14 protein-coding genes are annotated in these 14,589 nt (G+C 63.1%); 9 read left to right on the top strand and 5 right to left on the bottom strand.

What is annotated here, in order from left to right; all coding sequences use genetic code 11:
- Positions 1-131: 131 nt before the first annotated feature.
- From GVL04_RS07770 to GVL04_RS07750, 5 genes are all read left to right on the top strand, one after another.
- Complete coding sequence (locus tag GVL04_RS07770; protein WP_159702125.1) at positions 132-1,517, top strand: amino acid permease; 1,386 nt, start codon at positions 132-134, stop codon at positions 1,515-1,517.
- A 138-nt stretch (positions 1,518-1,655) separates the two neighbouring features.
- Entirely contained in the window at positions 1,656-2,702 is a 1,047-nt protein-coding gene (locus GVL04_RS07765; RefSeq protein ID WP_159702122.1) for a thiamine pyrophosphate-dependent enzyme, read from the top strand.
- Positions 2,695-3,780, top strand: coding sequence for an alpha-ketoacid dehydrogenase subunit beta (locus GVL04_RS07760; protein WP_159702119.1), 1,086 nt, complete (start codon positions 2,695-2,697; stop codon positions 3,778-3,780). The genes GVL04_RS07765 and GVL04_RS07760 overlap by 8 nt, the downstream gene beginning before the upstream one ends.
- Entirely contained in the window at positions 3,773-4,102 is a 330-nt protein-coding gene (locus tag GVL04_RS07755) for a biotin/lipoyl-containing protein (RefSeq protein WP_017200407.1), read from the top strand. Before GVL04_RS07760 ends, GVL04_RS07755 begins: the two co-directional genes overlap by 8 nt.
- A 4-nt stretch (positions 4,103-4,106) precedes the next feature.
- A complete protein-coding gene (locus tag GVL04_RS07750; protein ID WP_159702116.1) occupies positions 4,107-4,934 on the top strand; it encodes an alpha/beta fold hydrolase in 828 nt (275 codons plus the stop codon).
- A 57-nt stretch (positions 4,935-4,991) separates the two neighbouring features.
- On the opposite strand, the gene GVL04_RS07745 is transcribed toward GVL04_RS07750, so the two are convergent.
- The gene (locus tag GVL04_RS07745) at positions 4,992-5,405 is read right to left on the bottom strand and encodes a MarR family transcriptional regulator (RefSeq protein ID WP_159702113.1); all 414 of its coding nucleotides are present in this window, start codon (positions 5,403-5,405) and stop codon (positions 4,992-4,994) included.
- A gap of 86 nt (positions 5,406-5,491) precedes the next feature.
- Between GVL04_RS07745 and GVL04_RS07740 the strand changes: the two genes are divergently transcribed.
- A complete protein-coding gene (locus GVL04_RS07740; RefSeq protein WP_200846790.1) occupies positions 5,492-6,160 on the top strand; it encodes a phosphoribosyltransferase in 669 nt (222 codons plus the stop codon).
- Between the two features lie 72 nt (positions 6,161-6,232).
- Here the strand turns inward: GVL04_RS07740 and GVL04_RS07735 are convergent, their stop codons facing one another.
- Entirely contained in the window at positions 6,233-7,567 is a 1,335-nt protein-coding gene (locus GVL04_RS07735; RefSeq protein WP_159702107.1) for an MFS transporter, read from the bottom strand.
- Between the two features lie 139 nt (positions 7,568-7,706).
- Here GVL04_RS07735 and GVL04_RS07730 point away from each other — a divergent pair, with 139 nt between their 5' ends.
- On the top strand, positions 7,707-8,444 hold the full coding sequence (locus GVL04_RS07730; RefSeq protein WP_200846785.1) for an IclR family transcriptional regulator: 738 nt from the start codon (positions 7,707-7,709) through the stop codon (positions 8,442-8,444).
- Positions 8,445-8,565: 121 nt separating this feature from the next.
- The gene (locus tag GVL04_RS07725; RefSeq protein WP_200846784.1) at positions 8,566-9,357 is read left to right on the top strand and encodes a MoaF C-terminal domain-containing protein; all 792 of its coding nucleotides are present in this window, start codon (positions 8,566-8,568) and stop codon (positions 9,355-9,357) included.
- Positions 9,358-9,429: 72 nt separating this feature from the next.
- Here GVL04_RS07725 and GVL04_RS07720 read toward each other — a convergent pair whose 3' ends face one another.
- Positions 9,430-10,905 carry an APC family permease gene (locus tag GVL04_RS07720; RefSeq protein ID WP_159702102.1) on the bottom strand — a complete coding sequence of 492 codons (1,476 nt, stop codon included), beginning with the start codon at positions 10,903-10,905 and terminating at the stop codon, positions 9,430-9,432.
- A 248-nt stretch (positions 10,906-11,153) separates the two neighbouring features.
- Between GVL04_RS07720 and GVL04_RS07715 the strand changes: the two genes are divergently transcribed.
- Entirely contained in the window at positions 11,154-12,113 is a 960-nt protein-coding gene (locus GVL04_RS07715; RefSeq protein WP_159702099.1) for a helix-turn-helix domain-containing protein, read from the top strand.
- A 40-nt stretch (positions 12,114-12,153) separates the two neighbouring features.
- On the opposite strand, the gene GVL04_RS07710 is transcribed toward GVL04_RS07715, so the two are convergent.
- Positions 12,154-13,764: a sulfatase gene (locus GVL04_RS07710; RefSeq protein ID WP_159702096.1), complete on the bottom strand. Its 1,611-nt coding sequence runs from the start codon at positions 13,762-13,764 to the stop codon at positions 12,154-12,156.
- Entirely contained in the window at positions 13,761-14,564 is an 804-nt protein-coding gene (locus GVL04_RS07705; RefSeq protein ID WP_200846783.1) for an ABC transporter ATP-binding protein, read from the bottom strand. Before GVL04_RS07705 ends, GVL04_RS07710 begins: the two co-directional genes overlap by 4 nt.
- Between the last annotated feature and the right edge of the window lie 25 nt (positions 14,565-14,589).

The following is a 14,589-nucleotide window of genomic DNA, read 5'->3' as shown; positions in this document are numbered from 1 at the left end:
AGCAAAAAGTGATGTATCTTACAAACTGCGAGAATTATTCCACGGCTCTTGCTGCGTCGTCGACGCCCGCTTGCCAAGCCCATGAGGCCGGCACGCCAAACCAGCATGTAATCCATAGAAGGTAGACACGTATGACAACGAAGTCCATCGCGGCTCCTGCGCCAACATCCGGCCTCGGCCATTCGCTGAAACCCCGCCAGCTGACCATGATGGGACTTGGCAGCGCGATTGGCGCCGGCCTCTTCCTCGGCTCCGGCGCGGGCGTACAGGCCGCCGGCCCGGCAGTCCTCATTTCCTACCTCGTCGCCGGCACGCTGATCATCCTGGTCATGTGGGCCCTTGGCGAGATGGCAGCCGCCAACCCCAACAGCGGCGCTTTCTCCGTGTACGCAGAGAAGGCCATGGGAAAGACGGCAGGCGGCACCATCGGCTGGCTGTGGTGGCTTCAGCTGGTGGTGGTCATCGCGGCCGAAGCCATCGGAGCAGCCGGCCTGCTGTTCTCCATCTGGCCCGTCATCCCCGTGTGGGTCCTTGCCCTGGTGTTCATGGTGGTCTTCACCGGCATCAACCTTGTGGGAGTCCGCAACTTCGGCGAGTTCGAGTTCTGGTTCGCCATCCTTAAAGTTGCCGCAATCGTCATCTTCCTGCTGATCGGCGCAGCCCTGCTCTTCGGCTGGCTGCCGAACGTCCCCTCTCCCGGATTCTCTGCATTCGGCGACTTTGCCCCCAACGGCATCGGTGGCATCGCCGCCGCACTGTTCGTGGTGATCTTCGCCTTTGGCGGAACCGAGATCGTCAGCGTTGCCGCCGCCGAAACCGAGAACCCGGCCCATAGCGTAGGCAAGGCCATCCGCACCGTTGTCTGGCGCATCCTGGTGTTCTACATCGGCTCCGTGTTTGTCATCGCAGCCGTTCTTCCCGTGGGCTCGGAAGGACTGAAGTCCCCGTTCGCCGGCGTGCTGGACCTCGCGGGAATCCCCGGCGCCGGCGCGGCCATCACCCTGGTAGCCGTCGTCGCCCTGCTGTCCGCCCTCAACGCCAACCTGTACGGCGCTTCCAGGATGATCTTCTCCCTTTCAGAGCGCGGGGAAGCCCCCCGCTTCCTGTCCCGCCTCAGCGGCTCAAAGGTTCCCGTTGCGGCCGTCGGAGTATCGGTTGCCTTCGGCTTTATCGCCACGGTCCTTGAGTTGCTCTTCCCTGAGAAGATCCTGCCGGCACTGCTGAACCTCGTCGGCTCCACCTGCCTGGTGGTCTGGGGCACTGCACTGGTGTCACAGTTCATCCTCCGCCGCAGGGCTGACAGGGAGGGCACGGAACTGCCCCTTCGCATGAAAGGCTTCCCCTTCCTCACCATTCTTGGCCTCGCCCTGCTGGGCCTGATCCTGGTGGTCGGCTTTGCGAACCCCGAGAGCGCCGGGCAGTTGATTGGAACCTTCATCCTGATCCTCGTCATCGCCGCAGGCTGCTTCATCAACGCCAAGGCGAAGGCCTCCAGGCAGTCCATGCCCGCGGAGTAACTGCCTGCTCACCACCCGAGGGAAGCCCTGCACAGTTTGTACTGTGCAGGGCTTCCTTATATGCCCAAATTGTACAAAGTGTTCCGTTCCAACTGAGCTGATTGCGCATGGCATGATCCGGTGACTAGGGTCACAATCATGACTACAGAACCTGCGCTGGCCGCCGTCGATGATGACGCAGCCCCGCTCACCCACCATCAACTCCGTGAGCTGTACACGCTGATGGCAGCAGTCCGCCACCTGGACACCTCGGCCGTCGCCTGGCAGCGCCAGGGCATCATCCCTGGCTATGCCCCCGAGCTCGGCCAGGAAGCCGCGCAGGTAGGCAGCGGCTATGCCGTTGACCGGACCCGCGACTTCGTTTTTCCCACCTACCGCGAAATGGGCGTTGCACGGGCGATGGGCGTGGACATGGTGGGCTACATGTCTACTCACAAGGCCACGTGGCACGGCGGGATGTACAACCCGCTTGAGTCCAGGTTCGCTCCAATCCAAGCGGTGGTGGCCGGTTCCGTTTTGCACGCCGTGGGCTGGGCCCATGGACAGACCCTCTCCGGGGCGCCGGACATGGGCGTCGCCATGACGTACTTCGGTGACGGCGCCTCCTCCCAGGGTGACGTTCACGAAGCCATGAACTTCGCCGCAGTCATGAACGCCCCAGTGATCTTCTTCATCCAGAACAACGGCTGGGCCATCTCGGTCCCCACCGACCGACAGGTTGCGGGCGGCTCTGTAGCCGCACGTGCAGCCGGTTATGGAATCCCCTCCCTGCAGATCGATGGCAATGACGTGGTCGCCGTCTACGAAGCCACACGTTCCGCTTTCGCGCATTGCCGCGCCGGAAACGGCCCTGTGGTGATAGAAGCCATGACCTACCGTCGCGGCCCGCACTCCACCGCCGACGATCCCGGCCGCTACCGCACTTTGGAGGAGGAACGCCTCGACGCCGGCGGGGATCCGCTGGAGCGCTTCAAGCAGCGGCTCCTCGCAGAAGGCGTAGCGGATGAGGCCTTCTTCGCGGCGGCGCAGCGCGCGGCAGAAGAGGAAGAAGAAGCCATCCGTGCCGGCATCGCCGACCTCGGCCCACGTCCCGGCTCCGAGATGTTCAGCCTCGTCTTCCAGGAACCAACACCCGCCCTTCAATCCCAGGCCACCGCGTGGCGCGAGGAGTCCGAACATGTCTGAGACCACCACAACAGTGCGCAGCATTGGAGACAGCACAGATACGGGCGCCTCGGACGTTCAGCAAATGTCCATGCAGCAGGCCCTCAACCGCGCCCTCGACGAGGTTTTGGCCGAAAACCCCAAGACCGTCATCTTCGGCGAGGACTGCGGCCGGCTGGGCGGCGTCTTCCGCATTACGGACGGCCTGCAGGCAAAGCACGGTGAGGAACGGGTCTTCGACACACCGCTTGCTGAGTCCGGCATACTCGGCATGTCGGTTGGCCTCGCGATGGCCGGATTCCACCCCATTCCCGAAGTCCAGTTCGACGGCTTCGCCTACCCGGCCATCAACCAGATCGTTTGCCAGATCGCCCGGATGAATTACCGCAGCCGCGGAACCCTGCCCATGCCCATCACGCTGCGGGTCCCCAGCTTCGGCGGCATCCGCGCCCCTGAACACCATGGCGAGAGCCTGGAAGCGCTCTTCGCCCACGTCCCGGGGCTCAAGGTGGTCTCACCATCAAACCCGCACGACGCCTACCATCTGCTCAAGTACGCTGCCACCCGCCCGGACCCGGTGATCTTCATGGAACCGAAATCGCGTTATTGGCAGAAAGGACCCGTGGACGTCGCCCATGCCGCCCACGGCCAAGCAACGCACGACGCCGGAGTCGACGACGGCGGCAGCCTCACGGGAGCCCGCGTGGTCAGGGACGGCCGCCACCTCACCCTTGTGGCGTGGGGCGCGATGGTCTCACGCTGCCTGCAGGTAGCCGAGCTCGCGGCGGAGGACGGTATCGACGTCGAAGTCCTGGACCTGCGCTGGCTGAAACCGATTGATGCCGAAGCTTTGGCGAGGTCCGTTGGGAAGACGCGGCGCGCCGTCGTCGTCCATGAAGCGCCCCTCACCTCCGGACTTGGTGCCGAAGTCGCCCAACTCATCACGCAAAGCTGTTTCGAAACACTGAAAGCGCCGGTGGAACGCATCACCGGTTTCGACGTGCCCTACCCCTCCGGCGACCTGGAGGACGAATACATCCCCAACATCGATCGCATCCTCTTTGGGATCCAACGCGTACTGGAGTACCGCCGTGGCTGAAATTTCCTTCCCGCTTCCCGACCTTGGCGAAGGCCTCATCGAGGCAACCGTGCTGGATTGGCTGGTGGAGCCCGGCCAGCAGGTGGAACGCAACCAGCCGATCGTGGAGCTCGAAACCACCAAGTCGGCCCTCGAATTGCCCAGCCCTCAGGCGGGTAAAGTGGTGCGTATTCACGGGGCGCCCGGAGACACCATCAACGTTGGCGAACCGCTGATTGTGTTCGAGGTTCCGGATGACACTGCCGGTATCGTGGGCACTGTTCCGAAGGACGAAGCACCCAAGCGCCGGGTCCGCCTGAGCGCCGTACTCGATGAGGACTGACACCATGACCGGCAGGCACACCGTGGAACACAGCAGACACACCGTGGAGGGCACGGACCCCGGACTGTTCGTGGAAGTCCATGAACCGGCCACAGACGCCGGCCTGCGGCCCGTCCTGCTGATCCACGGCTTTTCGTCATCCACGAAACTGAACTGGGTGGATAGCGGCTGGATCACTACCCTTCGGGACGCAGGCCGTCGGGTGATCACCGTGGACCTGCCAGGCCATGGCCGGAGCCACTCCCCCGAGGACCTGGATTCGTATACGCCCAGCCGCATACGCGCTGACCTCCTCCAGATAGTGACCGACGCCGGAGCCCGGCCTCTGCGCGATGGTGACCCGTCCACGGGACTGGACGTCATCGGCTACTCGCTCGGCTCAAGGCTGGCTTGGGAATTTGGCGCCACCCAGCCGGATCTTGTCCACCGCATCGTCCTGGGTGGCCCCAGCTCGGCAGATCCGCTGGCAGCTTTCGACCTCGTCGCCGCGCAACGGCACTTGGCCGACGGCACACCCATTGAGGACGCGTCCACGGCCGGACTGCTGAAGATGGCACAGATGCTTCCCAGCAACAACCTGTTCGCCATGTTGTCGCTCATTGAGGCCATCAAGGGGGAACCTTTCGATCCTGCCGAGGCTGCCCCGCACATGCCCCTCTTGCTCGTAGCCGGCGAAAAAGACGAACGGGCAGCCACCATGCCGGAACTCGCCTCCATTGCGGGCAAGCGTGGCGGCCCGGTGGAAACGCTGGTCATTCCAGGGCGCACCCACACCAACGTCATCACCAGCCGGGCGTTCAAGGAAGCTGCTGTCGAATTCCTTGGGGTGTAGGGCCACCGTCCCCCTGGGAAGGCTCAGTTGGGAGCGGCTGGTTCTGCTGGCTGAAAGTCAGCGGGCCAGCCGCTCCGCGTTCAGGCTCATGCGCTCCAACACACTTAGTGCCATGGCGTACTCATCGATGCCGATGCCCATGGAAAGGTCCTGACGCGCCGCTTCCACCAGCCGCTGGGCTTCGTGGTATTTCTCCCGTCCGCGGTCACTCAGGACCAGTCGGTCATCGATCATGGTGATCATTCCCCGGCCCACGAGCGCTGCAAGTTCCCTTTCCCGCATCCGGACATCATTTCCCCACAACGGATGCAGGGACTCCTCAAGCTGGTCCGGAAGCATGGCGCCCTCTGACAGGACACTGAGGGTATGCCATTGGCGCCGGCTGAGTTTGATCCTGGCAAGGATGCTGTCCAACTGGGCTTCCAGTGCTGCGTCGAGCCTCTTGATCCAATATCCGATGGGCTTGTTCACAAGCCCATGCTTTCAGCGGAGGCGCTACCGGGCAAGGTCTGGACGGTAGGCTTGGAACTGCAACGAATTACGTGGAAGTGGAGCAGATGGGCATGCGTTTCAAGGACCGTGCGGAAGCCGGTCGACGCCTGGCTGAAGCCCTCCCCCAACTCAGGGAACAGCCGGACACCATCGTGCTGGGCCTGGCACGCGGAGGAGTCCCCGTGGCCGCCGCGGCAGCGGCCGAACTGTACCTGCCATTCGGCGCGGTCCTGGTACGTAAGCTCGGCATTCCGGGTCGCGACGAAACCGCCTTCGGAGCCTTGGCTTGGTCGCATGGGGATGTACTCCGGATCGTCAACAAACCGCTGAGGGACCTCATCCTCGCCCACGGTATCTCCCAATCCGCTCTCGATGCCGTGGAAGCACACGAACGTTCCGAGCTTCTCCGGCGGGCGCAGCAGTACCCGGGCACCGGCTATGACCTCCGTGGGAAAACGGTGGTGCTGGCGGATGACGGACTTGCCACTGGCGCCACCATGCGGGCCGCCGTGGAAGCGGTCCGCTCCGCCGGCGCACGCACCGTAATAGCCGCAGTACCGGTCGCATCATTGGAAGCCTCGACGTCGCTGGCACGGGTGAGCGACGTCGTCATGGCCCTGCACACACCCGGTAAGTTCCATGCCGTGGGCGCCTTCTACGAACACTTCGGGCAGTTGTCCGACGCCGATGTGGTGAGCCAATTGGAAGGCGCCTCAGCCGGCGGGCGCAAGTAACCGCCGTCGTTCTCCAACGCAAAAGCGGGTGCGGTCCGCTGTGGACCGCACCCGCTTTTCCTATGCTCTGAATTAGTGATGAACGCTGAAGCCCAGCGGCCGGCCGCGGGTTTCCTTGGCGAGGATCACGCCAATTGCGGAGATCACGCAGAGAACCATGATGTAGATGCCAACCGAGCCGGACCACTTGGTGGTGTCCAGGAGCGCCTGGGCAATGAGCGGCGCGAAGGCGCCGCCCAGGATTGCCCCCAAAGCGTACCCAATGGAGATTCCGGAGTACCGGACCTGGGCGGGGAACATCTCCGCATACATCGCGGACATGGGGCCGTAGGACAGGCCCAGGCCGATCGTCAGGACGAACAGGGCGGTTCCATAGAGCACGATGTCCTTGGAATCGATCAGCACGAACATGGGGATCATCCAGGCAAAGACCAAGCCGTACCCGATCAGGAACGTCTTGACGCGCCCGATCTTGTCGGAGAGCCAGCCGCCAACCATGGTGAAAATGAGCCAGCCAAATGAGGCGACGGTAGTGGCCAACAAGACCTGCGGGGTGGGCATCTTCAATGTCCTGGTGGCGTAGGAGATGAAGAAGGCAATCAGAAGGTAACCGGCCGCGTTGTTGGCAATGAAGATCAGCGCAGCGAGGACAACTTCCTTCTTATTCTTGCGGAAGAGCTCTCCAAGGGGCGCCTTGCTTTCGGCCTTGCGCAGGGCAATTTCCTTGAACACCGGGCTTTCGCCAACGGCACGCCGGATGAGGTAGCCCACCACGATCAGGACCACGGACAGCAGGAACGGCACCCGCCAACCCCATGCCGCAAAGTCTTCCTTGGACATGCCCGACTGGAGGAGGAACAGCAGGCCAGTAGCCAGGATCATGCCGATCGGTACACCGATCTGCGGGTAGGCGCCAAAGAGGCCGCGCTTCTTCAGGGGCGCGTGCTCCACAGCCATGAGTGCGGCACCGCCCCACTCACCGCCCGCAGAGAAGCCCTGGACCACGCGCAGGGTGATCAGCAGGACCGGAGCCCATACACCGATGGTCGCGTAGGTGGGCAGTAAACCAATGAGCGCCGTAGCTGCGCCCATCATGACGAGCGTCATGACCAGGACGGCCTTGCGGCCCATCCTGTCGCCGAGGTGCCCGGCAACAAAGGCCCCGAGGGGACGGAACAGGAAGCTGATACCGATCGTGGCGAACGACAGGAGCTGTGCAACTCCCGGGTTGGACTTCTCCAAGGGAGAGAGGAACAGCGGCGCCAAGAGCGTGGCGGTGAGCTGGGCGAAGATGAAGAAGTCGTACCACTCAATGGTGGTGCCCACCAGTGTCCCGGCCAGAACCCGGCGCTCTTCACGCTTGCTGCTGGGTCCTGACGGAGAGTCGACAGTGGAAGTTGCGGTCATTGGAACTCCATGGGGTGAGAGTGACTGGTCGGCGCTTGACTTGCAATAACCGACAGAACGGTCAGTTAGGAAAGAATACTACACCCTGTGACCCAAAGCACAGACCCCCGGAAGGCTCCGTCAACATAGGATGGTTCGCATGAATCCCCGCAGCGACGTCAAGGGTCCACCGGAACCAACAACCCAGGTACCGCCGTCGCAAACGCTCTCACGGGGAATCCGCGCTCTGGAGATCCTCGCCGCAGCCGATCGGCCCCTCACCATCGCAGAGCTCACGGAGGCGCTGGGCGTGCACCGGTCCGTCGCCTATCGAATCCTGCGGACTCTTGAGGACCATTCCCTGCTGGTGCGTGACGACTCCGGACGCGTGCAGCCCGGCCCCGGCCTGGCGGTCCTGGCAAGCGGCGTCTCACGGAACCTTCAAACCGCGGCCCTTCCCGAACTGACGCAGCTTGCCAACACCCTCCATATGACGGCCTTCGTCGCCGTGTGGGACCACCAGGAATGCGTCACCCTGGTCACTGTTGAGCCACGGCACTCCGGCGCCGCCCTGGCCCAACATCCTGGGAGCCGTCACCCAGTCAGCACCGGCGCTCCCGGAATAGCCATCCAATCAACCATGACAGAGGAGCGCTGGCAGCAGGTGGGCGCCGGCAACCCTTACCGCCCCGAAGCCCACGAGGCCCGGCGCCTCGGCTACGCCACCAGCCATGATGAGGTCATTGCCGGGCTGTCCTCCATTGCCGCCCCCATCAAGGTTCCGGGCGGACGGCCGGCAGCGATCGCCGTCGTCTATATCCGCTTGGACCAGGACGCCGACGCCGTCGGCAAGGCACTGGCTGCCAGCGCCGCCCGCATCGAAGGCCAGCTCGCCTGAACCTTTCCTTACAGGTCAAACAACGTGCCTCACAGCACAAGACCGGCAGCAACGGGAACTGAATACTCAAGGAAGGACCGGACATCCCGTCCCGTCCCTCTTCGAGTACGAGAAGGAACCCATGAGCCTGAATCTTCTTGACACCTCCAACTGGCTGCCCCTGGAAGGACTTGCGCCCGGCTTCGATGCCAACAAGGCCCCACTGGTGCAGGATTTGTCGGGGCAACAATTTTCCGTCCTCTTCGAGGGCGATCCCATGACTTTCCGCTTCGACGACGAACAGGTTCAGTGGGATGCGGCCGGGCATGCGGGAACAGCTCCCTACGAGGCTTTCCTCGTGGCCGAGCAGCTCTACTACGCCCAATGGCACAGCGTGGTTGAGCCGGACCTCGCCATTTCCCTGGTCCTGGACCTCACGAATGGAACGGCGCTGTACATTGGCGCCGCGCTGGGAAGGCCAACCCCGTCCAGGGTGGCAGTCCATCACGATTTCCGGCCCGGCACCCTTGACGGTTTCGCCGCAGGAGTACCCATGGCCGAGAGCACCGGACTCATTGGACGTCGCGTTGAGTGGGTGTACAGCGAGTCGCACGCCTACGAGCACATCTACCTCAGCCCCACCTGGTACACGTGGCAGTGCCTCGCGGGGCCGGAGCGTGGACTGGCAGATACCGACTCAAACACCGTTTTCCAGGTCCGTCCGGGAATCTTCGTTTTCACGTGGCGCGAAAAGGTTATTCCTTGCGGTTCTGTCACCATTGCCGACCACCGGGATGTCAACGCCATCCGCTCCCACGGAAGCCTGTTTGGCTGGGATGACTCAGGCACACAACCGGTACATTTCACGTTCGGCGCCCACGGACGGTTGGTCAGCATGACCCACCACCGGCCGGATCTGGACCCGGCCCTCTAGCCCTGGAGCACAAAAAGCTGCCCCGGCGGACTCTCTATCGAGTCCGCCGGGGCAGCCTTGTCCTTGGGGGCTTCAGTCTTCCGAGCCGTGGCCGATCCGGGCGTAAAGGGCCGGCTGCGAGCGCCGAAGCCGTAAACCCCAGACGACCCCCACCACTCCGGGCAGCAGTACCAGTGCAGGGAGAACGAACGATGCGGCGGTGGATTCGGTTTGTCCGAGCAGGACGTTGAAGTTGGCCAGGATGAGCACAAAGACAATGGCGAGGAGCACGAATCCAAGGACGGGCGCAATGACCCTGACCCACAGGCTGGCCCCGTGCTGGTTTCGGCGGAAGAAGCCGATGACAGCCACCGATACAACCGTCATCAGCAAGACCAGTCCCATGGCGCCACTGTTGGTCAGCCAGGTGAACATCGTCAGCACGGGGTACAGCTCGCCGAGCTCGGAACCGGTCCCGGCAATGGCGAAGGCAACGGTCACGACGACGGCAATCGCCGTCTGCGCCAGGGAACCGGCGAAGGGCGCGCCGCTCCCCTGCCGGACTTTGGCAAGCACCGGCGGCAGGACCCGCTCGCGGCCCAGGGAGAAGAAGTACCGTGCCACTGCGTTGTGGAAGCTGACGAGTGCAGCAAAGAGGCTGGTGACGAAAAGGACCTGCGCGATGTCACTGAGCAGTACTCCGCCGTTGGCGCCAAGGAATGCGAACATCATGTCCGGGCCGTTGGCGGCCGCTGAATCAATGACCGCCGACGGTCCTGCGCCCACGGTCATGGCCCAGGCGGAAACGGCATAGAACACCGCGATGATCCCCACGGCAGCGAACGTTGCCCTGGCGACCGTTCGCTTGGGATCCTTTGATTCCTCGCCGTAGATGGCGGCCGACTCAAAGCCCATGAACGCGGCGATGCCAAAGGAGAGCACGGCTCCGATTCCCGGTACGAACAAGCTCTCCGGGCTGAATGCCACGGCGCTGACACCCTCGGGAGCGACAGCCAGGCTGATGACGTCGTAAACGATGACAACCAGGAACTCGAGGGCGACCAGGACGCCCAGTACTTTGGCGGACAGGTCCACCCGGTTCACGCCCAACCACCCGACGATGGCGATGCATGCCAGAACAGGGATCCACCACGGAACGGTGACGCCGAGCCGCGCCGACAGGAGCGAGGAGACCGTGAAACCGAACAAGCCGTAGATGCCAACTTGCATGAGGTTGTAGGCCATCAGGGCAACAAGGGAAGCGCCCACTCCAGCGGGCCTGGAAATGCCTTGCGCTATGTACGCGTAGAAGGCTCCTGCGTTGGTGACGTAGCGGCTCATGGCGGCATACCCCACAGCGAACAGCGCCAGGATGCCGCCCAGTATCAGGAAGGACAGGGGCACACCCATCACTCCGGTGACAGCGAACGTCGTAGTCACTCCGCCCGCCAGGACGGTCAGCGGCGCCGAGGCCGCGATAATCATGAAAGTCACAGCCGGTACCCCAAGAAGCCTCTTGGTCTTTGCGGGCCCGGCGGTCCTGCCCTTAACGGGGTTGTCCACGCTCATAGTGTGCTCCTGCCTCGGTGCCGCGGGAGATGTGCGCGGCACGGTGTCGGTCATTCCGCAATCTTCCACCGCGGAAGCGCTGAGTGACTTGTCTCACACGGCAGGGTGTTTGTCGGTGGACGCACGCACGTTGTGGCGCGGAGGCCCGGTGTAGAATCGTGGGCAAGCTCACGTCCTCCCCGACGGCCCACTGGTCGACAAATATGTCGAAGGATATGAGGCGGCGCGGGCCATTGAAAGGGAGTTTGATGACTGTCGCCGCTGATACGGGCCCCACAACCGTGCAAACAATCGTGGCGGAGTCCTTCCAGGAATGGAGCCGGGCCATCTCCACCTCCTTCGTGCCGCTGCTGGCAACGGGGCCCCGCGATTCAACATTCCACGGAACCATGCGGGCACGCGTGCTGGGACAAATTTCGGTTGTGGAGATCACCGCCGGTCCCCACACCGTTCTTCGCACACCGGAACTCATTGCAAAGTCCACAGGACGCTTTTTCAAGCTCAGCATCCAGCTCGCTGGATCGGGCCGCCTGGTTCAGGACGAGCGCGAAGCGGTACTTCGGCCCGGCGACCTCTCCATCTACGACACGTCCCGTCCGTACCAGCTCACATTCGACGACAACTTCCGCACCTTGGTGCTGATGTTCCCCCACGTTCTGCTCGACTTGCCGACCGAGGCCATGGGGCACGTGACAGCACTGCGGATTCCGGGAGACGAAGGCTTGGGCGAGCTCATCAGCCCCTTCCTGGTGAAGCTGGCCGACAACCTGGAAGCGCTCTCCGGGACCAACGGGCTCAGGCTGGTCCACAACGCCTTGGACCTTGTCACCACGCTCTTCAACGGCGAACTGGACCAGCTCATCGAGACGGGACGCGACCCGCACCTGCTGTTGCTGGGGCGGATCCACGACTACATCGAGGCAAACCTTGGCGACCCCGGGCTCTCCCCGGGAACCATCGCTTCGGCCCACTACATCTCCACGCGGCACCTCCACGATCTCTTCCAGGAAATCGGAACAACTGTGGCCTCCTCCATCCGGCAGCGGCGACTTGAACGTTGCCGCCGCGACCTCCGGGATCCCGTCCTGGCTGACCGACCAGTGACGGCCATCGCGGCACGGTGGGGGTTCACCGATGCCGCGCACTTCAGCAGAATCTTCAGGGCAGCGTTCGGGAACTCCCCCACGGGCTACCGCAATGAGGTTTAGCGGTTCCAGTTACGGAACGGCAGGAAGCCGGCGTCGTGTCCTAGGCGGCCGCCGTTGGCGCTGTTCCTTGGTCCGATAGCGCGGCCATCTCCTCCAGCATTGCCCGCGTGAGGCGATCCTCCAATTCTGTAAAAGCAGGATCACCCGCACGGTTATGGAGCTCTCCGGGGTCGCTGCTGTGATCGTACAGTTCATAGGTTTCCGTCCCGAAATACCGTGTCAGCCGGCCCTCGGCAGTGATGAGGGTCCTCATCCTGACTGGACCAGGGAGCCCATCGAGGCCGAACGGCTGTTCTTCTTCCACCAGTACAGCGTCCCGGTGATGCCTTGCAATCCCCTGGAGCACCGGCACCAGCGAGCGACCCTGGATACCCCGGTAGCCTTCGGATCCAGTGAGTTCGAGCAAGGTGGGTGCCAGGTCTGCACTGGACACCAGCGCATCGGTACGGAACGGTGAAGCACCGGGAACATGCAGTATCAAGGGAACATTCGTCACGGCCCGGTAATGGACAAAGTGCTTAAGCATCAGGCCGTGGTCGCCAAACAGGTCTCCATGGTCACTGGTAAAGACCACGATGGTGTCCTCAGCCAGGCCCTGCCTGTCCAACTCGCCCAGTATTCGGCCGATGTGTTCATCCATCATGGTGATCAAACCGTATTGGGCTGCTGCCGCGTACCTGTACTGTTCCTCAGTGGCCGCCCAGGTCATGGTCGGATCGGGGTTCGGCTCACCGCGATGTTCGATCATGGCCCGGACGTGCGGGGGTGATGCTGAATGGTCTTGTTCGAACCCGGGAGGCAGCGGCAACGCACCGGGATCGTAGAGCTCCGAGTAGCCCGCGGGAGGGGAGAACGGATGGTGGGGGTCCGGGAAGGATACGAACATGAAAAATGGTTGGTCCCGGCCCGCCGCGTCCTTCAAGTGCTCTATGGCCTTCTCGCTGACGTAGCTGGTGGGATGTGCTTCGGCCGGAATCGCGGTCTCATATACCTGTTCCCATCCGACATATGGCTTGGAGGAGTTTTCCGCCCCGCCCAGCGTCCCGGGATCTACGCCCCGTTCCCGTGCCCAATGCACGTAGTGGCCTCCGGGACGGTCCCCATGCCCGATCACCAGATCCACATGCTGATAGCCGTAGTAGTCGGCAGGAAGTCCAATGAAGCGCTCATCGTGTGCGTCACGATTCTCCCACTGGTCCCAGCCGGGCGCATATCCCTGGTGCCGGGCATCACCTGCTTCCGGAGCCAGAAGCAGGGGATCCGTTGCCCGGATCTCGTCGGCCTGATGCGGTTCGAACTCCCAGCCCATGTTTTGGTGGTGCAGTTTTCCGACGCCCACCGTCCGATAGCCGCCGGCCGCCAGGGAGCCGGGAACTGTCCGGGCATGGGGGTCGAGGGTGATGCCGTTGCAACGGGTTCCATGAGTTGAAGGCCACCGGCCAGTCATCAGGCTGGCGCGGTTGGGCATGCAGGTCGGGTTGGCAACAGTCGCATTGTCGAAGACAACGCTCCTGGCAGCGAGCGCATCGAGGTTCGGCGTTTTTACGGTGTTGTTGCCAGCGAAACCCAGATGATCTGCCCGGAGTTGGTCAGCTATGAAAAACAGGACGTTCGGCCGGCGTTTGGCGCCTGAACCCAACCCGCCCGTCACGCCGGCCTCTTAATGAGGGACAGCACCTCGGTGCGTTGGCGGGCGAACTCCGGCAGCGACCGCGTAGTGATCTGCTCACGCGGAACCGGGAGGTCCACGTCAACAACCTTCAGGACCCGTGCCGGCCTGGAACCCAACACCACAACGCGGTCTGCCAGGTACACGGCCTCGTCGATGTCGTGGGTAACCACCAGGATGGTCATGTTGAAGTCGCGCCTGATCTTGAGGCACAGGTCTTCGAGATCGAAGCGCGTCTGTGCGTCCACGGAAGCGAAGGGCTCGTCCATGATGAGGATCTCGGGTCGGTAGGCCAGCGCGCGAGCGATCGCCACCCGCTGCTGCATGCCCCCTGACAACTGCCACGGATACTGGTTGCCGGCGTGGGAAAGCCCGACGGCGGCCAGGGCACTGTCGCAGCGTTCCTTCAATTCCGATGCTGGGAGCCGGAGATGGCGCAGGGGCAGGATGAGGTTCTTCCGGACAGTCAGCCACGGCATGAGCGAGCGGTTGTAGTCCTGGAACACCAATGCCATCTCAGCAGGTGGACCGCTGATGGCCCGCCCGTCAATGGAGGCCCTCCCGCTGCTTGCCGGATGGAGGCCGGCCAAGCACTTCAGGAGGGTCGTCTTGCCAACGCCTGAAGGGCCAACGATGCAGACAATCTCGCCCGCATCCACCGTAAAGGTGAGGTCTTCGATGACTTTGTGGGCTTTCTCTCCGCTGCCATAGCTTTTGGCAAGATGTGCCACGTCCAGCCGTGGCGTGGTGGTACTGATGCGGGTTTCCGGTTGCTGTGCCATGGAGGACTTTCTTGGTCGAGGGGAC

The organism is Arthrobacter sp. 18067, assembly GCF_902706295.1.
Taxonomy (GTDB): Bacteria; Actinomycetota; Actinomycetes; order Actinomycetales; family Micrococcaceae; genus Arthrobacter.
This window is presented reverse-complemented; position numbering and strand designations above follow the sequence as displayed.

Bases quoted from the DNA above. Each gene is read 5' to 3' on its own strand.
- GVL04_RS07740 (WP_200846790.1), top strand. From the start codon at position 5,492: ATGGGCATGCGTTTCAAGGACCGTGCGGAAGCCGGTCGACGCCTGGCT.
- GVL04_RS07720 (WP_159702102.1), bottom strand. From the start codon at position 10,905: ATGAGCGTGGACAACCCCGTTAAGGGCAGGACCGCCGGGCCCGCAAAG.
- GVL04_RS07730 (WP_200846785.1), top strand. From the start codon at position 7,707: ATGAATCCCCGCAGCGACGTCAAGGGTCCACCGGAACCAACAACCCAG.
- GVL04_RS07715 (WP_159702099.1), top strand. From the start codon at position 11,154: ATGACTGTCGCCGCTGATACGGGCCCCACAACCGTGCAAACAATCGTG.
- GVL04_RS07765 (WP_159702122.1), top strand. From the start codon at position 1,656: ATGACTACAGAACCTGCGCTGGCCGCCGTCGATGATGACGCAGCCCCG.
- GVL04_RS07705 (WP_200846783.1), bottom strand. From the start codon at position 14,564: ATGGCACAGCAACCGGAAACCCGCATCAGTACCACCACGCCACGGCTG.
- GVL04_RS07750 (WP_159702116.1), top strand. From the start codon at position 4,107: ATGACCGGCAGGCACACCGTGGAACACAGCAGACACACCGTGGAGGGC.
- GVL04_RS07760 (WP_159702119.1), top strand. From the start codon at position 2,695: ATGTCTGAGACCACCACAACAGTGCGCAGCATTGGAGACAGCACAGAT.
- GVL04_RS07725 (WP_200846784.1), top strand. From the start codon at position 8,566: ATGAGCCTGAATCTTCTTGACACCTCCAACTGGCTGCCCCTGGAAGGA.
- GVL04_RS07735 (WP_159702107.1), bottom strand. From the start codon at position 7,567: ATGACCGCAACTTCCACTGTCGACTCTCCGTCAGGACCCAGCAGCAAG.
- GVL04_RS07770 (WP_159702125.1), top strand. From the start codon at position 132: ATGACAACGAAGTCCATCGCGGCTCCTGCGCCAACATCCGGCCTCGGC.